Source organism: Mycobacterium montefiorense (assembly GCF_003112775.1).
GTDB lineage: Bacteria > Actinomycetota > Actinomycetes > Mycobacteriales > Mycobacteriaceae > Mycobacterium > Mycobacterium montefiorense.
In genome coordinates this window covers 127,500-145,551 of record NZ_BFCH01000026.1, presented here as the reverse complement: position 1 = coordinate 145,551, position 18,052 = coordinate 127,500, and the positions used below count along the sequence as shown (strand labels likewise).

The 18,052-nt window shown below is 65.0% G+C and carries 15 protein-coding genes; 8 read left to right on the top strand and 7 right to left on the bottom strand.

The features are described 5' to 3' along the window. Positions 1-83: 83 nt before the first annotated feature. From rsmA to DB708_RS22210, 3 genes are all read right to left on the bottom strand, one after another. Entirely contained in the window at positions 84-1,004 is a 921-nt protein-coding gene (gene rsmA, locus DB708_RS22220; RefSeq protein WP_108925637.1) for a 16S rRNA (adenine(1518)-N(6)/adenine(1519)-N(6))-dimethyltransferase RsmA, read from the bottom strand. Further along, positions 968-2,095 (bottom strand): resuscitation-promoting factor, encoded by a 1,128-nt coding sequence (locus DB708_RS22215; RefSeq protein WP_201263584.1) that lies wholly within the window; start codon positions 2,093-2,095, stop codon positions 968-970. Before DB708_RS22215 ends, rsmA begins: the two co-directional genes overlap by 37 nt. Positions 2,096-2,239: 144 nt before the next feature. Continuing rightward, on the bottom strand, positions 2,240-3,100 hold the full coding sequence (locus DB708_RS22210; RefSeq protein WP_108925635.1) for a TatD family hydrolase: 861 nt from the start codon (positions 3,098-3,100) through the stop codon (positions 2,240-2,242). An 18-nt stretch (positions 3,101-3,118) separates the two neighbouring features. Here DB708_RS22210 and metG point away from each other — a divergent pair, with 18 nt between their 5' ends. Continuing rightward, on the top strand, positions 3,119-4,675 hold the full coding sequence (metG, locus tag DB708_RS22205; protein ID WP_108925634.1) for a methionine--tRNA ligase: 1,557 nt from the start codon (positions 3,119-3,121) through the stop codon (positions 4,673-4,675). Between the two features lie 133 nt (positions 4,676-4,808). Beyond that, a complete protein-coding gene (locus tag DB708_RS22200; RefSeq protein ID WP_108925633.1) occupies positions 4,809-5,171 on the top strand; it encodes a PAS domain S-box protein in 363 nt (120 codons plus the stop codon). Positions 5,172-5,202: 31 nt separating this feature from the next. Here the strand turns inward: DB708_RS22200 and DB708_RS22195 are convergent, their stop codons facing one another. The 3 genes from DB708_RS22195 to DB708_RS22185 all read right to left on the bottom strand — a co-directional run bounded on the left by DB708_RS22195 (position 5,203) and on the right by DB708_RS22185 (position 8,749). After that, positions 5,203-7,173, bottom strand: coding sequence for a hypothetical protein (locus DB708_RS22195; protein WP_108925632.1), 1,971 nt, complete (start codon positions 7,171-7,173; stop codon positions 5,203-5,205). Positions 7,174-7,247: 74 nt separating this feature from the next. Then, positions 7,248-7,958 carry a TetR/AcrR family transcriptional regulator gene (locus DB708_RS22190; RefSeq protein WP_108925631.1) on the bottom strand — a complete coding sequence of 237 codons (711 nt, stop codon included), beginning with the start codon at positions 7,956-7,958 and terminating at the stop codon, positions 7,248-7,250. A 113-nt stretch (positions 7,959-8,071) separates the two neighbouring features. Continuing rightward, entirely contained in the window at positions 8,072-8,749 is a 678-nt protein-coding gene (locus DB708_RS22185) for a TetR/AcrR family transcriptional regulator (RefSeq protein WP_108925630.1), read from the bottom strand. Between the two features lie 481 nt (positions 8,750-9,230). Between DB708_RS22185 and DB708_RS22175 the strand changes: the two genes are divergently transcribed. From DB708_RS22175 to DB708_RS22155, 5 genes are all read left to right on the top strand, one after another. Beyond that, positions 9,231-10,391, top strand: a complete 1,161-nt coding sequence (locus tag DB708_RS22175) for a PPE family protein (protein ID WP_108925628.1) — start codon at positions 9,231-9,233, stop codon at positions 10,389-10,391. 88 nt (positions 10,392-10,479) lie between these two features. Continuing rightward, a complete protein-coding gene (locus DB708_RS22170) occupies positions 10,480-11,043 on the top strand; it encodes a dTDP-4-dehydrorhamnose 3,5-epimerase family protein (RefSeq protein WP_108925627.1) in 564 nt (187 codons plus the stop codon). A gap of 149 nt (positions 11,044-11,192) precedes the next feature. Beyond that, positions 11,193-12,695: a sugar transferase gene (locus DB708_RS22165; protein ID WP_108925653.1), complete on the top strand. Its 1,503-nt coding sequence runs from the start codon at positions 11,193-11,195 to the stop codon at positions 12,693-12,695. Between the two features lie 6 nt (positions 12,696-12,701). Then, positions 12,702-14,165 carry a flippase gene (locus DB708_RS22160; RefSeq protein WP_108925626.1) on the top strand — a complete coding sequence of 488 codons (1,464 nt, stop codon included), beginning with the start codon at positions 12,702-12,704 and terminating at the stop codon, positions 14,163-14,165. After that, a complete protein-coding gene (locus tag DB708_RS22155) occupies positions 14,162-16,105 on the top strand; it encodes a glycosyltransferase (RefSeq protein WP_108925625.1) in 1,944 nt (647 codons plus the stop codon). Before DB708_RS22160 ends, DB708_RS22155 begins: the two co-directional genes overlap by 4 nt. A 36-nt stretch (positions 16,106-16,141) precedes the next feature. Here DB708_RS22155 and DB708_RS22150 read toward each other — a convergent pair whose 3' ends face one another. Then, complete coding sequence (locus DB708_RS22150; RefSeq protein ID WP_108925624.1) at positions 16,142-16,996, bottom strand: hypothetical protein; 855 nt, start codon at positions 16,994-16,996, stop codon at positions 16,142-16,144. A 282-nt stretch (positions 16,997-17,278) separates the two neighbouring features. Here DB708_RS22150 and DB708_RS22145 point away from each other — a divergent pair, with 282 nt between their 5' ends. Then, positions 17,279-18,049 (top strand): class I SAM-dependent methyltransferase, encoded by a 771-nt coding sequence (locus tag DB708_RS22145; protein WP_165839893.1) that lies wholly within the window; start codon positions 17,279-17,281, stop codon positions 18,047-18,049. The last annotated feature ends 3 nt before the right edge of the window (positions 18,050-18,052 follow it).

Genomic DNA, 18,052 nt, shown 5'->3' with positions numbered 1-18,052 from the left:
CCGCCACCGCCACCGCAGCAGACTATCGCTGCTACAAGCGAACTACACGCAACGACGCCGTGCGACGCTGCGAAAGGCCGGGGTCAGCTGCCGGAAGCCTGCGGCTGGGCGGGGTGGCCCGAGCGTCGCAGCAGCCGGACAAAGTCGTCGATGGACAGCGTCTCGCCGCGGCGGGCGGGATCAATGCTGGCCGCCAGCAAGCGATTTGCCGATTCATTGCCCGAGCCCGCCCACTGCAGGAATGCGTTGCGGGACGTCTTGCGTCGTTGCGCGAAGGCGATGTCGACCAGTTCGAAGACTTGCCGCCGAAACGCGTCGTCGGTCGGCCACGGCGCCGTGTCGTACCGGTCGATGCGGACCAGGCCGGAATAGACGCGCGGCACCGGCCAGAAGACGGTCGGCGAGACCATGCCGCACCGACGCACCCGTCCGAAGAATCGCGCCTTGACGCTGGGCACGCCGTACTCCTTGCCGCCCGGCTCGGCGGCAAGCCGCTCGGCGACTTCGGCCTGCACCATCACCGTGACGGTCGCAATGGTCGGAAACTCGGCGAGCAGATGCAGCAACGCCGGCACCGCGACGTTGTAGGGCAGATTGGCGACCACCGCGCTGGGCTGGGCGGCCAGCTCGTTTCGTCTGAGGGTCAAGACGTCGCGGTTGACCACCGTCAGTCGTTGGATCTCGCTGTGCGAATGCTCGCTGACGGTCTGCGGCAGCCGCTCGGCCAGCATCGGGTCGATTTCGACGGCGGTGACCGTGGCACCGCGGTCGAGCAGCGCCAGCGTCAGCGAGCCGAGGCCGGGGCCGACCTCAAGCACGTGGTCGGCCCGGCCGATGCCGGAGGTCGAAACAATTCGCCGAACGGTGTTGGCGTCGTGGACGAAATTCTGGCCCAACGATTTTCGTGGCCGCAACTCAAGTTCTTTGGCCAGCCGCCTGATATCGGAACGCCCGAGCAGCTGAATCGTCAGCGGGCACCAGCTCTTCCGCTGCACACTGGCCATGCGCCCCATCCCTGGCGCTCCCTGGTCACCTCGGCGACGGTGATCTGCTCGTCCCGGCTGGCGAGGTCGGCACGGGCGGCAAATCGCAAGCCACCGTTGCGCTCCCAGGTGCTTTGGTCGAATTGCACGCCACCGTAGTAGCCGTTACCGGTGTTGATCGCCCAGTTTCCGCCGGCCTCGCAGCCCGCGATGGCATCCCAGATGGAGCCGTCGGTCACCGGGGGCACCTCGGTCCCCGGCTTGGTGCCCACGCGCACCACGGAATCGCGGGCTGGTGCAATCACGATGTTGGCGATCGGCAGCCGACCGGTCTCGACGCCGTTGACCGTGGCCACCGCGTAGGTCACGTCCTGCGTGCCGGCGGTACCCGGGTCTTCGACAACCTGGCGGCTCATGTTCATGTCGGGGTCTTCGACCTTGCGAGCGTTGGGCGCCAACGGGATTCGCTCGGTGACCTTCTCGATGCGGTTACGCGTCACCTGGATCTGCATGCCGTCGACAATCGGCGTGGTCGCGGCGGGCGCCACCTGGTCGCTGTCTTGCAGCGGTACGCCGGCGGCACTGAGCAGCCCCGCGACGTTGGGGGCGGGTAGATGCACCATGCGGATCGTGCCGCCGTCGTTGATCTGGACGGTCTTAGCGCTGACGACCGGCAGGGCCATTCCGGCCAGCGGAACCCGGCTGGCGCGCGAGGCGGCGGCGGGGGCGGTGTCGGTCATCGCGAGCTGGGCCAGTGCCTCGTCGACGGTGGATGCCGTCGTCCACACCTGCTTGGCGTCGCGGCCGTCCAGCGAGATCTCCAACGGCCGGCTGCGCCGCAGCACGATCTTGTCGGCGTTGTGAATCTGGACGTCGCCGGCGGGGTACAAGTCGTCACGCTGATCGACGATGTACCCGTTCTCTTCGACGATGTCGATCACTCGCGACTTCATGGTCGTCACCCGCATAGCGATGCCGTCCACGGTCAACGTCACCGTCTTGGACACCGAAACGGCGAAGCCACCGGCGAACGCGAGTACTACCAGCAGCCCCCCGACTACCAGCCGCAACATCGCTGATGGGGTCTGATGAAGCCTTCTCAATACAGTCAACGTGCGTCTACCCCGACCTCAGCAACCACTTAACGACCTATCCAGCAGCAATTTGACAGCAGTGCAATAAACCAACGATTCGATCACAAGACGGTAACGAACTGGTCAACCTGGAGCAACTCCGGCACGAATGTGTTGCGCAAATCACCGGTCCGATGTGGCGAGTCCGTAGACCCGCCCGGCGTTGCTCGTGGTGATTCGGGCCAGTTCTGCTGCCGGGCGATCGAGCAGTTCTGCGATCGCTCGAACAGTATAAGGAAGGCAATATGGCTCATTGGGCGCGCCACGGTAAGGATGTGGTGTCAAAAAGGGCGCGTCCGTCTCCACCAGCAGCTGCTCGGCCGGTATCAACGGCACGGCTTCCCGCAGCGCGCGGGCATTGCGGAAGCTGACCGTCCCGGACAGGCTGACAAACCACCCGGCGTCGACGCAGCTGCGTGCCATGGCACTGTCGGACGAAAAGCAGTGGAAGATCACCACATCGGGGGCACCCTCGGCCCTCAACACGTCGAGCACCTCGGCGTCGGCCTCCCGGTTGTGAATCATCAGCGGTTTACCGCACCGCTTGGCCAGGTCGATATGCCAGGCGAAGGCCTCGCGTTGGGTGTCGGGCGCGGCGCAGCCGTCCAGACGGCCGGGCCAGTACATGTCCATGCCCGTCTCGCCGACGGCCACCACGCGGGGATGGGCGACCAGCCGCTCGATCTCGGCCCGAGCCGCGTCGCCGAGGGCGTCCGCGCGGGTCGGGTGCAGGGCCACGGCGGCGTACACCCGCGGGTCCCAATCGGCGGCTTGAGTCACCCAGCGCGCCGAGTCCAGATCGTCGGCGATGGTGACGACCGTGCCCACTCCGACCGCCGCGGCACGGTCCACGATGGCCGCCACCCCGTCGGCGTCGTGGGCGCCGCATGCGTCGAGGTGAGTGTGGGCATCGACCAGCGGCGCCAACGGCTCGGGTGCGGGCGGCGCTTCTCGTTTACCGGGTCGGCTGGAGCTCACGCGCACACAATAGGGTGAATCTCGATGAGGCCCTATTACGTCACCACTGCGATCGCGTATCCAAACGGTGCGCCGCACGTGGGTCACGCCTACGAATACATCGCCACCGACGCGATCGCCCGCTTCAAGCGGCTCGACGGTTTCGACGTGCGCTTCCTGACCGGAACCGACGAGCACGGCCAGAAGGTCGCCGAGACCGCGGCCGCCGCCGGGGTGCCGACCGCCGAGCTGGCCCGGCGCAACTCAGATGTGTTCCAGCGCATGCAGGAAGCGCTGAACATCTCCTTCGACCGTTTCATCCGGACCACAGATGCCGACCACCACGAGGCGTCCAAGGAGATCTGGCGGCGCATGGAAGCGGCCGGAGACATCTATCTGGCCACCTATTCCGGGTGGTATTCGGTGCGCGACGAGCGCTACTTCTCCGACTCGGAGACCGAGGTGGTGGACGGCACCCGCATCGCCACCGAGACCGGCGCGCCGGTGACTTGGACCGAGAAGGAGCAGACCTACTTCTTCCGGCTCTCGGCGTACACCGACAAGCTGCTCGCCCACTACGACGCCAACCCGGACTTCATCGGACCCGAGGTGCGCCGCAACGAAGTGGTCAGCTTCGTCTCCGGCAGGCTCACCGATTTCTCGATCTCGCGAACCACGTTCGACTGGGGCGTGCAGGTGCCCGGTCATCCCGAGCATGTGATGTACGTCTGGGTCGACGCGCTGACCAATTACCTGACCGGCGCGGGGTTCCCCGACACGGACTCGGAGTTGTTCCGCCGCTACTGGCCGGCCGATTTGCACATGATCGGCAAGGACATCATCCGATTCCACGCGGTCTACTGGCCGGCGTTCTTGATGTCGGCCGGAATCGAGCTGCCGCGAAGGGTTTTCGCGCACGGGTTCCTGCACAACCGCGGCGAGAAGATGAGCAAGTCGGTGGGCAACACCATCGACCCGGTGGCCCTGGCGGACGCGTTCGGCGTCGACCAGCTCCGCTACTTCCTGCTGCGCGAGGTGCCGTTCGGCCAGGACGGCAGCTATAGCGAAGAGGCCATCATCAATCGGATCAACACCGACCTGGCCAACGAGCTGGGGAACCTGGCGCAACGGTCGCTGTCGATGATCGCCAAGAACCTCGACGGGGTGATGCCCGAACCCGGCGAGCTCACCGCGGCCGACGCGGAGCTGCTCAAGACGGCCGACGCCCTGCTGGACCGGGTGCGGGCCAGTTTCGACGACCAGGCGATGCACTTGGCGCTCGAGGCGATCTGGCTGATGCTGGGCGAGGCGAACAAGTACTTCTCGGCCCAGCAGCCGTGGGTGCTGCGCAAGAGCGAGTCCGAGGCGGATCAGGTGCGGTTCCGCACCGTCCTGTACACGACGTGCGAGGCGGTCCGTATCGCGGCGCTGTTGGTCGCGCCCGTCATGCCGGAGTCAGCCGGCAAGCTACTGGATTTGCTCGGGCAAGCCGAGGAGCAAAGGACGTTTGACGCGATCGCTACCCGGCTAGTCCCCGGTTCGGTATTGCCGCCGCCCGCCGGTGTCTTCCCCCGATACCAGCCAGCGGCGGAAAACCAGTGAGCGGAACCCGAAACGAGATGCGGCAAAATGCCGTCACCGCCTGCGTTAGGAAAAGTCCGACATGACCTCTGGCATAGACCATAATCGGCCTGTGGAGCGACGACAGAATCGGCATCAGCACGGCCAGTCACCGATGACCACCTTGAAGCAGTTACCCGCTCTTGTCGTGCTGGAGCGGATCCCGGTTCCGGTGCTGGCAATCGGGGATGACGGCACGATCTTGTTCACCAACACGGCATTTGCGGACATGGTGGGCTACGAGCCGGAAGAAGTTTTGGCGCTGCGATTCCGCGAGATTTTCTACCAGGCCCCGGATTCGGAATCCCTGTTGTCGGTCGTTCATGCCCTGGCGAACATGGTCGTCGAATTGGGACACAAGGACGGCTCGGTCGTGCGCGCGCTGATGAGCAAGTCGGTAGGAATGCGGGCCGACGACCAATTCGCCCTCGCGACATTCCAGGATCTGACCGAACAGTTGTGGGACGACGAGCACTAGCTTGCGCCCGCCGCTTCAGTGAGCCCGGCGATCAGCGCCGGCTGCGCAGCACGATCACGCCGGCGCCGACGATGGTCACGGCGAGCCATCCGCCGCCCAGCCACCAGAGCCACCCCAGGTCTGAGTGATCGTGTGGCGCGGCGACCGGTCCGGCCGTCGGCGAGTGGTCGACGGTCACCGGGTCTTGTCCGGCAACTGCCACCACCGCGACACCCTTAAGCCGCTGCCAGCGCTTGTTGTTGTCGCCGCCGAGCCATCTGATCAGCTCATCGAGCTGGGCCGAGGTGCCGTTGGATGTCGCGACCAGCAGTGACCGGCCATGGTTGAAAACCGTTTGCAGAGAAGCGAATTTCATCACCGGGTCCAGCGCGAGCGTGGTCGGCTTGCCGTCGGACGTGTTGGCGTTGACGGTGATCGGCCCGCTGGGCCCCGCCGACACCGGCAGCACGACATTGGAGTGGCTCCATCCGTCGGCGGCGATCAATATCGCGGGGTTCGACGAATCGATAGCCTGCTGCACGCTGGTCACGTGGGTGTAGATCGGCGTCGAGCTGATTCGCTGCAGTCCCACCACCAGGTTGATGGCGCGCACCGTGTCGGGCAGCGAGTGGGCTTCGATGCCGACCTGGAAACGCGGCATCAGAGCCTGCGGCATGGACTCGGGCACCGGGGGTGCGGCGGGGCTGCTCTCGACGGTGGTGTCGCCGTTGACGTTCAAATTCAGCAGCTGGTTTCCGGGTCCGGCGGTGTAGAAGTCGCCGCAGTGTCCGACGTTGCTCGCAACGTCGAGCACCAAATCAAGGCTGGTGTATCGCTGCAGCAGCCGGTCGGGCACGTCGACCCAGCGGTCGATGGTGCCATGGCCGTCGGTCGGGAAGTGATCGATGGTCTCCGGGCCGACCGTGACGGCAATCTGGCCGCCGATATTGGAAGGCGTCGGAGTATAGGACCCCTGCAGATGCACGCGGACGCCGCGGATGGACCTGCCGAATCGGGTCTGGTCCAGCGCCAGGGACACCCGCGGTTGCAGCGAGGTGGCGTTAGCGACGGGCTGTCCGAGGTCGCGCAGCGTGGTGGTGTTGCCCGGTTGTTGCAAGTTGGGTTTCAGTTGATCCACGACGGCCTTGGACGAAACCGCCAGCTGGGACAGGTCGCTGAAGAGCACGGCGGTGTCTGATTCGTCGTTTTCTCCGAGCGGTCCCGACATCAGCAGCCACGTCGCCGCGCCGGAGCCTTGCAAGGCGAGCCCGTTGTCCGATCCCTCTTTGACGACGATCTGGCGTTCCAGCGGTTGCGGCGGGGTCGGCGGCGCGAGCTGTCCTTCGGTCAATGGGACGACGGCGATCTCGGGGTTCTGCCTGCCGTAGCGCGACGCGGCGGAGGCGGCCAGTTGAATCGCCGTGTCGGATTCGGACGCCGACGGCGATTGCGGCAGAAATATGCTCAGTTTCTTCAGCACCGGCGGCAGGAAGTGCGCCACCGTAGTGGGCGGCTGCTCGATCCCGGTGTAGCTGATCGACGGGCTGGAAAGGCGCAGCGGGCTTTCCGGGTACAGGCAGACGCCATCTTGCGGCAGCAGGTAGCTCCGCAGCGTCACCGTGAGCCAGTTGTCGACCACTTCCGCTCCGGCCAGCGGGATGACGATCGGCGTCTGGTCCGCGGTGGGCAGGTTTATCCGCGTGAGGGTGCGCTGGTCCTGTGAGACGGTGAGCGTCCCCGACCGCAGATTGATCGGCAGTTCAACGGTGGCGTTCATGGCGTTCGGTGTCAGTCCCCGCAGCACCGGCACGGTCAGCACCTGCGTGCTGGTCAAGCCCCAGAACTCCAGGTTGGGGGCAGACCCGAGGTCACCGAGCGACACGGTCAGCGTGTCCGTCGCGGTACCCGTATCCGGGGGTGCGGCCACCGAGGGCGGGGCGCTCAGGACCAGGAACCCGATCACACCCGCCAAAGTGACAAGTCTGCCTACATACTTCTGGTACACCACCGGAACAGTATGCATTCTTTCGGTACGTTGTCGAAACGGCGCGCAGTTGAAGTGGCGGACCCTGGCCCACTTAGGCATGCTGCCCACGATTAGCCGATTTCAGAGACCGCGGCGGGCTCGCCGCGCGTCACAGCAGGCCGGGCGTAACGCATGACTTCGCGAGCAAGAAACTGGCGGAAATAGGGCAGCGACGCTTCCGAGACGATGCCGGGAAGCAGCAGCTCCCATACCCGGGTCAAGCGTTCGAGGTCACCGGTGGCGCTCCCGCTCGCCTCCCCGAGGGCGGACATCGCGTCCGACAGTGCCCGCGTTCCGAACATGGCGCCGACGATCGACTCGCTGACCGCTTCCGGATCGAGGCCCGGCTGCAGGTCGCCTTCCGCGATCGCTCGCCGGGCCTCGGTGGCCAGCAACTCGACCATGTCCTTGCAGAAGCGACCGGCTGCCTCGTTGAACCCGCGCAACGTGCAGGTCAGCTGTTCGGCTGCGCGGGCGGTATCATCCGAGCTCAGCATCCCGACGATGGTGAACGTGCCGTGCAGCAGATTCTCGAGACCCGGCGACGCGGCCCCACACACATTCCGGAAACCATTGAGCAGTGTCTCGGCGCCCTCCTCGATGATGGCCGACGCCAGCGACTCTTTGGAATCAAAGTGGTGGTAGAGGGCGCCTTTGGTCATCCCGGTGCGCTCGATGATGGTGCCCCAGCCGGCGGCCGAATACCCGACATCGCCGAACACATCGATCGCGGCGTTGAGAATCTTCCGCCGGGTGACCTCAGACCGAACCTGGCGCGCCATTACCCCTGTTCCTCCGGAGTTTCATCGAGCGCGCAGATTCGGTGATCTCGTCTCACATTGCGCTGCAACAGAATCAAGATTAACAGCCGTGCCATTCCAGGCGTTCGACCTGGTTACGGGGAGTCGGCGGTAGCCGAGGCGGTGTTGACCGCCAGCGCCGCGCGTCGCCTCAGGAACTGGCGGAAGTAGTCATCGCGGTCCGGTTGCAAGATCCCGCCCAACAGCAGGCCCCAGCACCTTTCGAGGTCGAGCAGGAACCGTTCGGGTTCGTCCAGATTGCTGGTCTTGCGCAGCCCCATGTGCACGGAGACCATCATGCGCCCCACATCTTGGGGGTCGCACCGTTCATGGATGTCGCCCTCGGCTATGGCCTGCTCAACCACGACACCGAGGGCCTTCACCCATCCGTCCAGCAGTTTCTCCTGCAACCCTTCCGAACGGCCGACGGACTCGATCAGGTTCAGTCCCGCCCTGACCTGGTCCGTCTTGATGTCCTGGATGGCGATCAGATATGAGAAATCGATCAGGGTCTCCAGACCCGAAAGGCCCCGCGTCACCAGCTCCTGCACGGCCACGGTGCCGGCGGCGGTCTGCCTGTCGATGATCGCGACCGCCAGGGCGTGCTTCGACCGGAAGTGGAAGTACATCGCGCCCTTGGTCAGTTCGGCTTCGGCGAGTATGTCGTCGAGGCCGACCTCGTGGTAAGCCCGCCGCGCGAACTGATGTGAGGCGGCGCGCAAGATGTGTCGGCGTGTCGCGTCGGCACGCCCATCGGTCGAGTGGCTCGTCATCGAAGCAGACAACTCGGCTCGCCGGCGCCAACAGATCGTCGATCAACACTGGTCGGCAGTGGCAACCAGGCGCGAGTGCGGAGTCCGTCGATACCGGTCGGGACCCCCATATCGAACGCAACGCCCTGACCTGGGTTGATCGCCTTCACGTCGATGATGCCTTCCTCGAGCAGGGCGCACACCTCGGCTCATCAGCGGTTTCGCGCAAACACACACCGCGTTTCTCGGGACGACATTGAACTGACTATGAGGTTAGCAGCAAGGTCTCCAAATTAACGCCCGCGTCGGGGCACCTGCCGATACTTGTCGACAGGCGCGTCGCCAAATATGTTAACCATTAGTATGTTTTTTGGGCTATTGTGGACTTGTCAGTTTGTAGCGTCGGCGTCCACGGGGATGGGAATCACATGTCGTTCGTCACCACGCAGCCGAGTGCCCGGGCCGCATCGGCCTGCGCGCTCCGCTGACCTCGGGGTTTCACGTGATCGACTTTGGCGCTCTGCCCCCGGAAGTCAACTCCGCACGGATGTACGCCGGCCCTGGGCCGGTTTCGCTGGCCATGGCTGCGGTCGCCTGGGACAACCTGGCCAGCGAGCTGCACTCAGCTGCAAGCGCTTACCGATCGCTGATCGCGGGATTGACCACCGGACGCTGGCTCGGTCCCTCGTCGCTGACGATGGCGTCCGCGTTCGGTCCTTATGTGGCGTGGATGTCTGGTGCAGCCGCGCGGGCCGCCGAGGCGTCCAGCCACGCCACGCTCGCCGTTGAGATCTATGAAGCCGCGTTCGCGATGACCGTTCCGCCGCCGGTGGTGACCGCCAACCGAGTCCAACTCGCGACGCTGACGTCCACCAACTTCTTCGGCCAGAACTCGGCCGCGATCGCCGCCAACGAGGCCGAATACGGCGAGATGTGGGCGCAGGACGCCGCGGCGATGTACCAATACGCCGGAAACTCGGTGCCCGTCTGCGATGTCACACCCTTCAACATTCCGCCGAAGGTCACCGAAGACAGTGGATTGACTGCTCAGAGCGCCGCGGTCAGTCAGGCAACCGCCTCCTCCGCGGTGCAGCACGCAGACCTGGCGAATCTGGTCTCCCAGGTGCCCTCCACCATGCAGGCACTCACCACGCCCGGCGTCGATACGGCCGCCACCACCACGTCGACCGCTACCAGCGCCGCCGTCTCGGACACGCTGGCGACCCTCACGTCCCAGCTCCCCAACTATCTTCAGGCCGGAGTAACCCCCCTGTACGGAATGTCCTCCGTGCTGTCGATGGCCCAGACCGCGCAAGGTATGGCCAGGACCGCCGCCGAAACCGCCGCGGCCGCTGCGGAAGGGGCAGCGTCGGGTGCGGCAAGTGCGGCCTCGGCGTTGCCGAGCCTCGGATCGAGCGTAATGGGCAGCCTCGGCACGGCGGCCCATTTGGGCCCGATGGCGGTGCCGTCGGCCTGGACCAGCGTGATCCCGCAAACACCGATGGCGGCCGCGGCGTTGCCGAACATCTCCGTCGGCGGCAGCTCAATTCCGAACATGTTGGGCGGGCTGCCGATGGCGCGTGGCACGGCGCCGCGCACGCCTCCGGTACCCCGTTACGGGCTCATCCCCACCGCTATGGCGCGTCCGTTCGCGGCCGGATAGCCGGGGGCTGCCAGATGACCGGAAGCAAATCGATTGCCTGCTCGAAATCCGACCCGTCTATGCATGTCCTGTACAGAAGGAGCGGTGCGTGAAGTACACGCCAACGAAGGTTGCCGGCGTCACGATCGTCGACCTGGAACCGCGACGGGACCACCGCGGCTTCTCGTCACGTTCGTTCTGCGCCAATGAATTCGATCGCTACGGCCTGACTTTTCGGGTCACGCAGACCGATGTCTTCTTCAACTACACCCGGGGGACCGTGCGGGGTCTGCATCATCAGCGCCCGCCCGACGTCGAGTCCAGGCTGGTGCGCTGCACCCGCGGGGCTATTGCCGCCGCTGTCGTCGACATCCGGCCCGAGGCACAGACTTTCGGCGACCACGTGATGGTGGAGCTGAACGCCGACAACCACCGGGCGCTGTTCTTGCCGCCGTTCGTCGCTTACGGCTTTCAGACCCTGACCGCCAACACCGAGGTGAACTACCAGATCAGCGGTCAGCACGAGGTGGCCGAGGAGCACGGATTGCGCTGGAACGACACGGAATTCGGAATCGAATGGCCGCTGCCGGTCACTGTCATCTCCGAGGATGACGCCAGCTGGCCCGCATATGTGCCCCAGGCCGTATCGATTGTGAGCGCAGCATCATGCTGAGGGGTGCCGCCACAGCGCCGGCTTTGCAGATGACCTACCAGTCATGTGCTACCTAAGGACGCAGCGCAATGATCATGCCGATGTCGCCGGCGCCGTCCGCGACGGCGTTCCGCCCCAACCAGTCGCCGTATAAGCGAAAGCCGGCTGGAATGATCTCGTTGCCTGGCAACCGGACTCCTGGTTCGGCAATCACGCAACAGGTGGCCGCCTCGGGCGCCAATACCGCGCGGCGCTGGCAGAACCTGTACGCGGGGCGGCTGCGCATCAGCGACTCCGCTATCGTCTTCGGCTCGGTCATGCTCGCGCAGTACGTCCGATTCGGAGAGATCGCGAACACCTCGGGTTACTCGGATCCGACGATGACCCTGTTCTCGTTTCTCTTCGCGGCGCTGTGGCTCTCGTCGCTCGCGGTGTTTCAGACGAGATCTCCGCGGGTCATCGGGGCCAGTATCGACGAGTACCGCCGGATCGGCACCGCGTCATTCTGGACGTTCGGAATCATCGCGATGGCCACCCTGCTCGCCAAGGTGGACCTGGCCCGCGGCTATCTGGCGATCGCGCTTCCCGCCGGCACCCTTGGGCTGTTGGCCAGCCGCAGCCTGTGGCGCCGCCACATCGGCACCCTGCGGGCACGCGGCCAGTGCCAGACCAAGGTGTTGGCAATCGGAGACCGGCAGGCGGTTTCACATCTGGCGCATGAGCTGGCCCGCAACCCCAGGGCCGGCTGCGTCGTGGTCGGGGTCTGCATTCCCGGATACGGGCCGTCGCGGGGTAACACCTTGTTGGTCGACGGCCGCGAGATACCGATCCTGGGTGACGAAAGCCATGCGGTGGGCGCGATCGGCAGCTGCGGTGCCGACACTGTGGCGGTGACCCGTACCGAGCATTTCGGTGTGCGCGGGATCAGAGAGCTGATGTGGCAGTTGGAGACCAAGGACGTCGATCTGGTGGTCTCGCCCGGGGTGATGGACGTCGCCGAGGCACGGCTGACTCTGCAGTTGACCGCCGGGTTGCCGCTGCTGCACGTCGAAAAGCCGCAATACGAAGGGACACAGCGCTTTCAGAAGCAGGCCTTCGACGTCTGCTTCTCCCTGGCGGCCCTGATCGCCACCGCACCGGTGCTGATCGCGGCGGCGATCGCTATCAAGCTGACCAGCAGGGGGTCCGTCTTCTACCCGTCCGAACGCATCGGCATCGATGGAAATCCCTTCACGATGCTGAAGTTTCGCACCATGACCGACGGTGCCGACAAGCAGATCGACCACCTGATGCCGCACAACGAAAGCACCGGCGGGATTCTCTTCAAGATGCGCCAGGACCCCCGGGTCACGCCCGTCGGCAGAATCCTGCGCCGATTCAGCAATGACGAGCTGCCCCAGTTTATCAACGTGATCAAGGGCGATATGAGTGTCGTCGGGCCGCGGCCTCCGCTGCGCCGGGAAGTCGAGGCATACGACGGTGACGTCAAGCGCCGGCTCCTGGTCAAGCCGGGCGTCAGCGGGCTGTGGCAAGTTAGCGGCCGTTCAGACCTTTCGTGGGAACAGTCGGTCCGATTGGATCTGTCCTACGTCGACAACTGGTCGATGGCGGGTGATCTCATGATCATTGCTAAGACGGTGAAGGCCGTCCTCACGAGCCACGGCGCATACTAGTCAGTCATGACGGAGCCGACGGCACCTAGTGCGGTCGTAGGATCGGTGCCGCTAGGCCGGGTGGCTCACGCATTCTCGATCCAATTGATCTGCCGAGCGCTGGGAATGCTGGCCTCGGTGGTGTCGGTTGCGATGACCGCCCGCTATCTTGGTCCCGGGCGTTACGGCCTGCTTTCCATCGCGATGCTCTTCATCGCCATGTGGACCAGCCTGGCCGATCTCGGTATCGCCACCGTGATTGTGCGCCGCGTGACCTCCGGCCGCGGCGACCTGGAGCGCCTGGTGCGCATCAACAGCGGCTTGGCGCTGGTTTACTGCGTTCCACTGGCATTGCTGGCGGCCGGGTCCGGCTTGCTGATCTACCACGACCGCGATGTGCAAGTCATGCTCCTGGTGCTGTCTGGCGCGCTGCTGATGCAGACCATGGTGACGCGGTTCGAGCCGGTGTTTCTTGCTACCGTGCGGTTCTCCGCAGTGGCCATCTCCGATGTCGTCGGCCGGCTGGGCGCCCTGGGCATGGTCGCCTTCCTGGTGGCGCAGCGCGCCGACGTCGTCTGGTTCGCCGTCGCGCAACTCATCCCCCCTGCCCTAGCGCTGCTGATCCAGGGCACGGCCGCGATGCGGCACATCTCGGTGCGCCCGATTTTTGCGCGACGCGAGGCCGCCGATCTGTTGCGGGAGAGCCTGCCGCTCATCGGATTTCTCGTCGTCGGACTGCTGTACTGCCGCGCCGACGGCGTGATCCTGTCGCTGTTGAGCACCCACTCCGAGGTGGGCGTCTACGGGTTGGCCTTCACGATCGCCTTCAACACGATCGTGGTGTCGCTGATCTTCCTCAAGTCGACGCTGTCGACGGGCACCGAGCTGTTCGCCCGTGACGTCGCCGCGTTCGCCGGCTTTCTGCGCCGCAGCGTCGAGCTGATGTGCTTCGTCGCGATCCCGGTCGCCGTCGTTGGCGCGCTGCTGGCCGGGCCGCTGATCGGACTCTTCGGAGACCAGGCATTCGTCGCCCGAGGGACGCCGACGCTGGCGCTGTTGTTCGTCGCGGCGGCACTGCGTTTCGTCAGCGGCACGCTCGGCCAAGGGTTGGTCGCCAGCCACCATCAGCGGATCCTGTTCTGGCTGACGATCGCCACTCTGGTGATTAACGTCGGGCTCAACCTCTGCCTGGCCGGGCGGTACGGCGCCGTCGGCCCCGGCATCGCGCTGGTCTGCACCGAGTTCTTCAACCTGGTGATCAGCAGCTGGTGGTTGCACCGGCACTGTGGTTACCGCACACCGGTGGCCTTCTTATTGCGGGTCCTGGTGCCGACGGGAGCGAGTGTCGTTGTGACACTTCTGTTCTCGGGCCATCACGTGGTCTTGACTTTGGCGGTTGCGGCTGCCGTTTACCTGGCCACCAGTGCGGCCGTCGGCCCGCTGCGCTGGTCGGACGTAACCTCGCTGCGCCGGAGTCAGCTCGCAGCATGAACCGGGAATTGGATCGGTCATACCTGATGCGCCCGGTCGGCGACACCGCCGCGCTGCCGTCGACGCGCTCGCTCGCGGTGCTGATCGTGGCCAACGATGTTCGCGAGCCGCTGCAGGCGTGCCTGGCCAGCGTCGCCGAGCAGTTGCCTGAGCTGGCGGTCTATCTCTACGGCAGCGGCGAAGCGGAATCGGCCACACGATACCCGGCAGTGCACTGGGTGCCCGGGCCGGCGCATGTCGGCCTCGCGGCGGCGTTCAACACGCTGGTGGCACACGTGCCGAGCGACGTCGACCTGCTGTTGCTAAATGCCAATGCCCGCGTGTTGGGACCGTTGACACGCACCCGAGAGCTGCTTCGTTCGCCGCGCGTCGCGGCGGTCTCGCCGATGGCGCGTGACGGCGCGGCGCCGTGGGACATCGCGACACGCCGCCAGACACTGACCCGGGCGCTGACGGCCGACATCGGCTACTCCGACTCGCTGCGCGGGACGCCGATCTCAGACCGCTATGCGCATCAACCTTCCGAATCACGAAGCATCGACGGCGATTTGGGTGGCCACTGCCTGGCGATCAGCCGCGCGGCCTGGAACACGATCGGCGGCTTCGACGAAGAGTTCTTCGGCTACGGCGAGGCAGCGGACTGGCAGGCCCGGGCCCGCGCGGCGGGCTGGCGTGTGCTGCTGGCCGACGAGCTCGGCGTCGACCGGGGTAACCCGGCGCCCGACAAGGGTGCCGAACGCCGCCGCGGTCTGGATTTGGCGCGCACCAACACCGCGCTGCTGCTCGAACACCAGCGCAGCGTTCATCACGCGGACTTGTATCTGGCCGGCACCACGCTGCTGCAAAGGTGGTCGAAGCGCACCGTGCCAAGGGTCGCCGGCGTTGGCCGGCGCACCAACCTGCCGGCGATAGTGATCTCAACCAATCGCCTGGTCTACAGCGGCGCTGAGCGGCAAAAAGCTTTGTTGGCAACGGAATTAGACCGCCAAGGCTACTCTGTAACGATCGTCTGCATGCAGCGGTTCGGCCCCTTGATCGCCGAAATCCCGCCCACCGTAAGCGTGGTGCGCCAACCCTGGTGGGCGCCGATCATCGACGTTCCCGAGGGCCCGACGGTGCTCATTACCGCCGACACCAACACCGAGGCCGGATTTGCCACGTTGTGGCGCGCGGCCGGCAAGGGCCGACGCTGGCTGGTGGCACCGCATGTCCCTCCCGAGCAGGACCGGCCCATCTACTCCCGGCCGCTGGTCGCCGCGATGCGTCAGGCTGACGGATTTATCGTTCTGGCGCAACGGCATTGGGAGATGATGGCCGCGCAGCATCGGCTATGGGGACGGCGATTCGTCGCCCCCAACGGGGTCAGCGGGATCGGCGACTCCGCGCCCCCGAGCCGGACCCGGACTGCCGGCGAGCCGTTGCACCTGGCGATGCTGTCTCGCATCCTCGAACACAAGAACCCACATCTGCTGGTCGAGGCGCTCGCCGAGTTGGCCGATATGCCTTGGCAGTTATCAATTTACGGCGACGGCCCAGATCGGAAGAGATTACAGGCGCGTACCCCCGCGCAACTGCGCGATCGGGTGCATTGGCGCGGATGGGTAGCCGGCCCCGGACCCGCCCTGGCCGACGCGGATCTGCTGTGTGTACCCAGCCGCTCCGAGGCGTTCCCGCTGGTGATCCTCGAGGCGATGGCCCGGGCGGTTCCGGTTGCGGCATCGGCGATTTGCGCCGTCCCGGAGATGTTGGACTTCGGCACGGCGGGATTCCTCGTCGACGACGTATCGGTGTCTGGGTGGCGCGAGTGCTTGGCGCAAATACTGGCGGAGCCCGACGAACTGCCATCGATCGGACAACGCGGCTTCGAGCGCATGCGCAAGCACTACACGGTGGCCGCAATGACCGACGCCTACATCGAAGCGATCGACGCGGTACTGTGAATTCTGTTCTGCTGCTTCGCCATTCGTGGAGTAAGGCTAGCGATCGCCGCGCGGTCCCAGGATTTTCGCAATCGTGCGGGGCGACGTCTTGTGCTGCGCATACCGCCCCGAATAGAGAAAATACCGCGGCTCCACGTAGATCTCACTGATATCCGTCGGCACATCCGCAAAGTGCTGCGACAGCGTGCCGTCGACGAAAAAGGCATTGGTCCCGGAGTGGGAATTGCAGCACACCAGGCGGTAGTCAAAGCGTGCGAACATCGCGGCGAAACTGCTCAAAGACGCCCCGAAGTAGTCGTCGGACTCCCAGACATGGTTGGGGTCGTAGCTGATCTGAAACTTCACCGGCGGTGGAAACTTGGCGTTGTATTCGACGATGAAAAGCTTCGGGCGCATCCCGTCTGCCAACAGGTTTTCGATTAGATAGATGTCATTGCCGTCCAGGTCCACCGACACCATGTCGACCTGCGTGGCACCGATTCTCTGCAGGCATGAGCGGCTCAGCGAACCGATGTTCTCCGCCGTGATCCACGCCTTCTCGTAGGTGAAGTGCGTGTCGTCGGCGTATTCGACGGCCAGATCCTGTCCCCCGACCCAGAAGCCCTTCCAGCCCAGGGCGGCAAGAATCAGTGTGTTGTTCTCCGTCCCATCCCCGACGCCGAATTCGGCGAACACTCCGTCGTCGAGTTGACCGATCCGGCGCAGGATCTCCAGCGTTATGCCGTCCTCGTCGGTGGAGGAAAAACACTTCTTGCCCGCACGATTCAGCGGATTGGAATGGTTCGCCTTGAGCGACTGGGAATGGTCGAACAGGATCAGATCCTTGAGCTGATCCCGGGTTTCGGTGCCGAGGATCCGCCGGATCTTCCCCTTGAGCGTCTCTTTGGGCATTTGGTCACTAAAGCTACCATCCCGAGGGCGCAGAATTTGCGTACCGAGGCAGGCAATGCGAAACGTGGGAGTTCTTGTAGCCCCGGCGATTTCCCACGCACGCCCGGCGCGGGACCGCGTTCCGTCCCGCACCCGGCACGGGGTTGCCCATCGCGCCGAATGTGCCGTAGGTTCTGCACAGTCCTCAAAGTTTGCTGATGTCGCGAGGATGCTCAGGAGGGTTTTGAGACCGTGCGGTGCCGCATCTGCAGTTCGGCTACCACGCCGGCATTCAGTCACCAGGTGCTCTGCAAATACGACTGCAAGTACTACTTCTGTGATAACTGCGGTGGTCTGCAGACCGAAGAGCCATATTGGCTGGACGAGGCGTATGCCAGCCCCCTGGCAGCGGCGGACACCACCCTGCTCTGGCGCAACCAATACCTCGCGCGCGTGATGTCGGTGCTGCTGTACATCCTGTTCGACCCGGGTGGCCGGTTTCTCGACGCGGCCGGCGGGTACGGCGTTTTTACCCGCCTGATGCGCGACATCGGCTTCGACTATTACTGGACCGACAGGTACTCCCCTAACCTGACCGCCCGCGGTTTCGAGGCGGACGCGGGTCCGGGCAAGCCATACACGGTCGTCACCGCGTTCGAGGTGATGGAGCATCTCGCCAACCCCGTCGAATTCGTGGCCGAACTACTCGAAAGCACCGGCACCGACACGATCGTCTTCACGACGGAGCTCTTCGACGGCGGGCCCCCTGCGCCGGAGGAATGGATGTACTACGCCTTTGCCACCGGGCAGCACATCACCTTCTATCAGAAGCCGACTCTGGAACTGATCGGACAGCGCTTCGGCATGCAGTTCCATACCTCCAAAACCCGTTGGTGGTTCCTCGGCGGCATGGGTCTGCACATCTGGACGCGGGCGAAGATCAACCCACTGGCCTGGCGGCTGCTCGCCTCACCGCGGGTGACGAACCTGCTTGCGGGATTGCCCCGACGTTCGCTGCAGACACGAATGTGGACCGACGCCGACATCTTCCTGCAGGCTGACCCAGGACAGTGAATT

What these genes read in the sequence shown, in the direction of transcription:
- DB708_RS22155 (WP_108925625.1), top strand. Translation starts at nt 14,162, where the DNA reads ATGAACCGGGAATTGGATCGGTCATACCTGATGCGCCCGGTCGGCGAC.
- DB708_RS22160 (WP_108925626.1), top strand. Translation starts at nt 12,702, where the DNA reads ATGACGGAGCCGACGGCACCTAGTGCGGTCGTAGGATCGGTGCCGCTA.
- metG (WP_108925634.1), top strand. Translation starts at nt 3,119, where the DNA reads ATGAGGCCCTATTACGTCACCACTGCGATCGCGTATCCAAACGGTGCG.
- DB708_RS22190 (WP_108925631.1), bottom strand. Translation starts at nt 7,958, where the DNA reads ATGGCGCGCCAGGTTCGGTCTGAGGTCACCCGGCGGAAGATTCTCAAC.
- DB708_RS22150 (WP_108925624.1), bottom strand. Translation starts at nt 16,996, where the DNA reads ATGCCCAAAGAGACGCTCAAGGGGAAGATCCGGCGGATCCTCGGCACC.
- DB708_RS22195 (WP_108925632.1), bottom strand. Translation starts at nt 7,173, where the DNA reads ATGCATACTGTTCCGGTGGTGTACCAGAAGTATGTAGGCAGACTTGTC.
- DB708_RS22200 (WP_108925633.1), top strand. Translation starts at nt 4,809, where the DNA reads ATGACCACCTTGAAGCAGTTACCCGCTCTTGTCGTGCTGGAGCGGATC.
- DB708_RS22185 (WP_108925630.1), bottom strand. Translation starts at nt 8,749, where the DNA reads ATGACGAGCCACTCGACCGATGGGCGTGCCGACGCGACACGCCGACAC.
- rsmA (WP_108925637.1), bottom strand. Translation starts at nt 1,004, where the DNA reads ATGGCCAGTGTGCAGCGGAAGAGCTGGTGCCCGCTGACGATTCAGCTG.
- DB708_RS22165 (WP_108925653.1), top strand. Translation starts at nt 11,193, where the DNA reads ATGATCTCGTTGCCTGGCAACCGGACTCCTGGTTCGGCAATCACGCAA.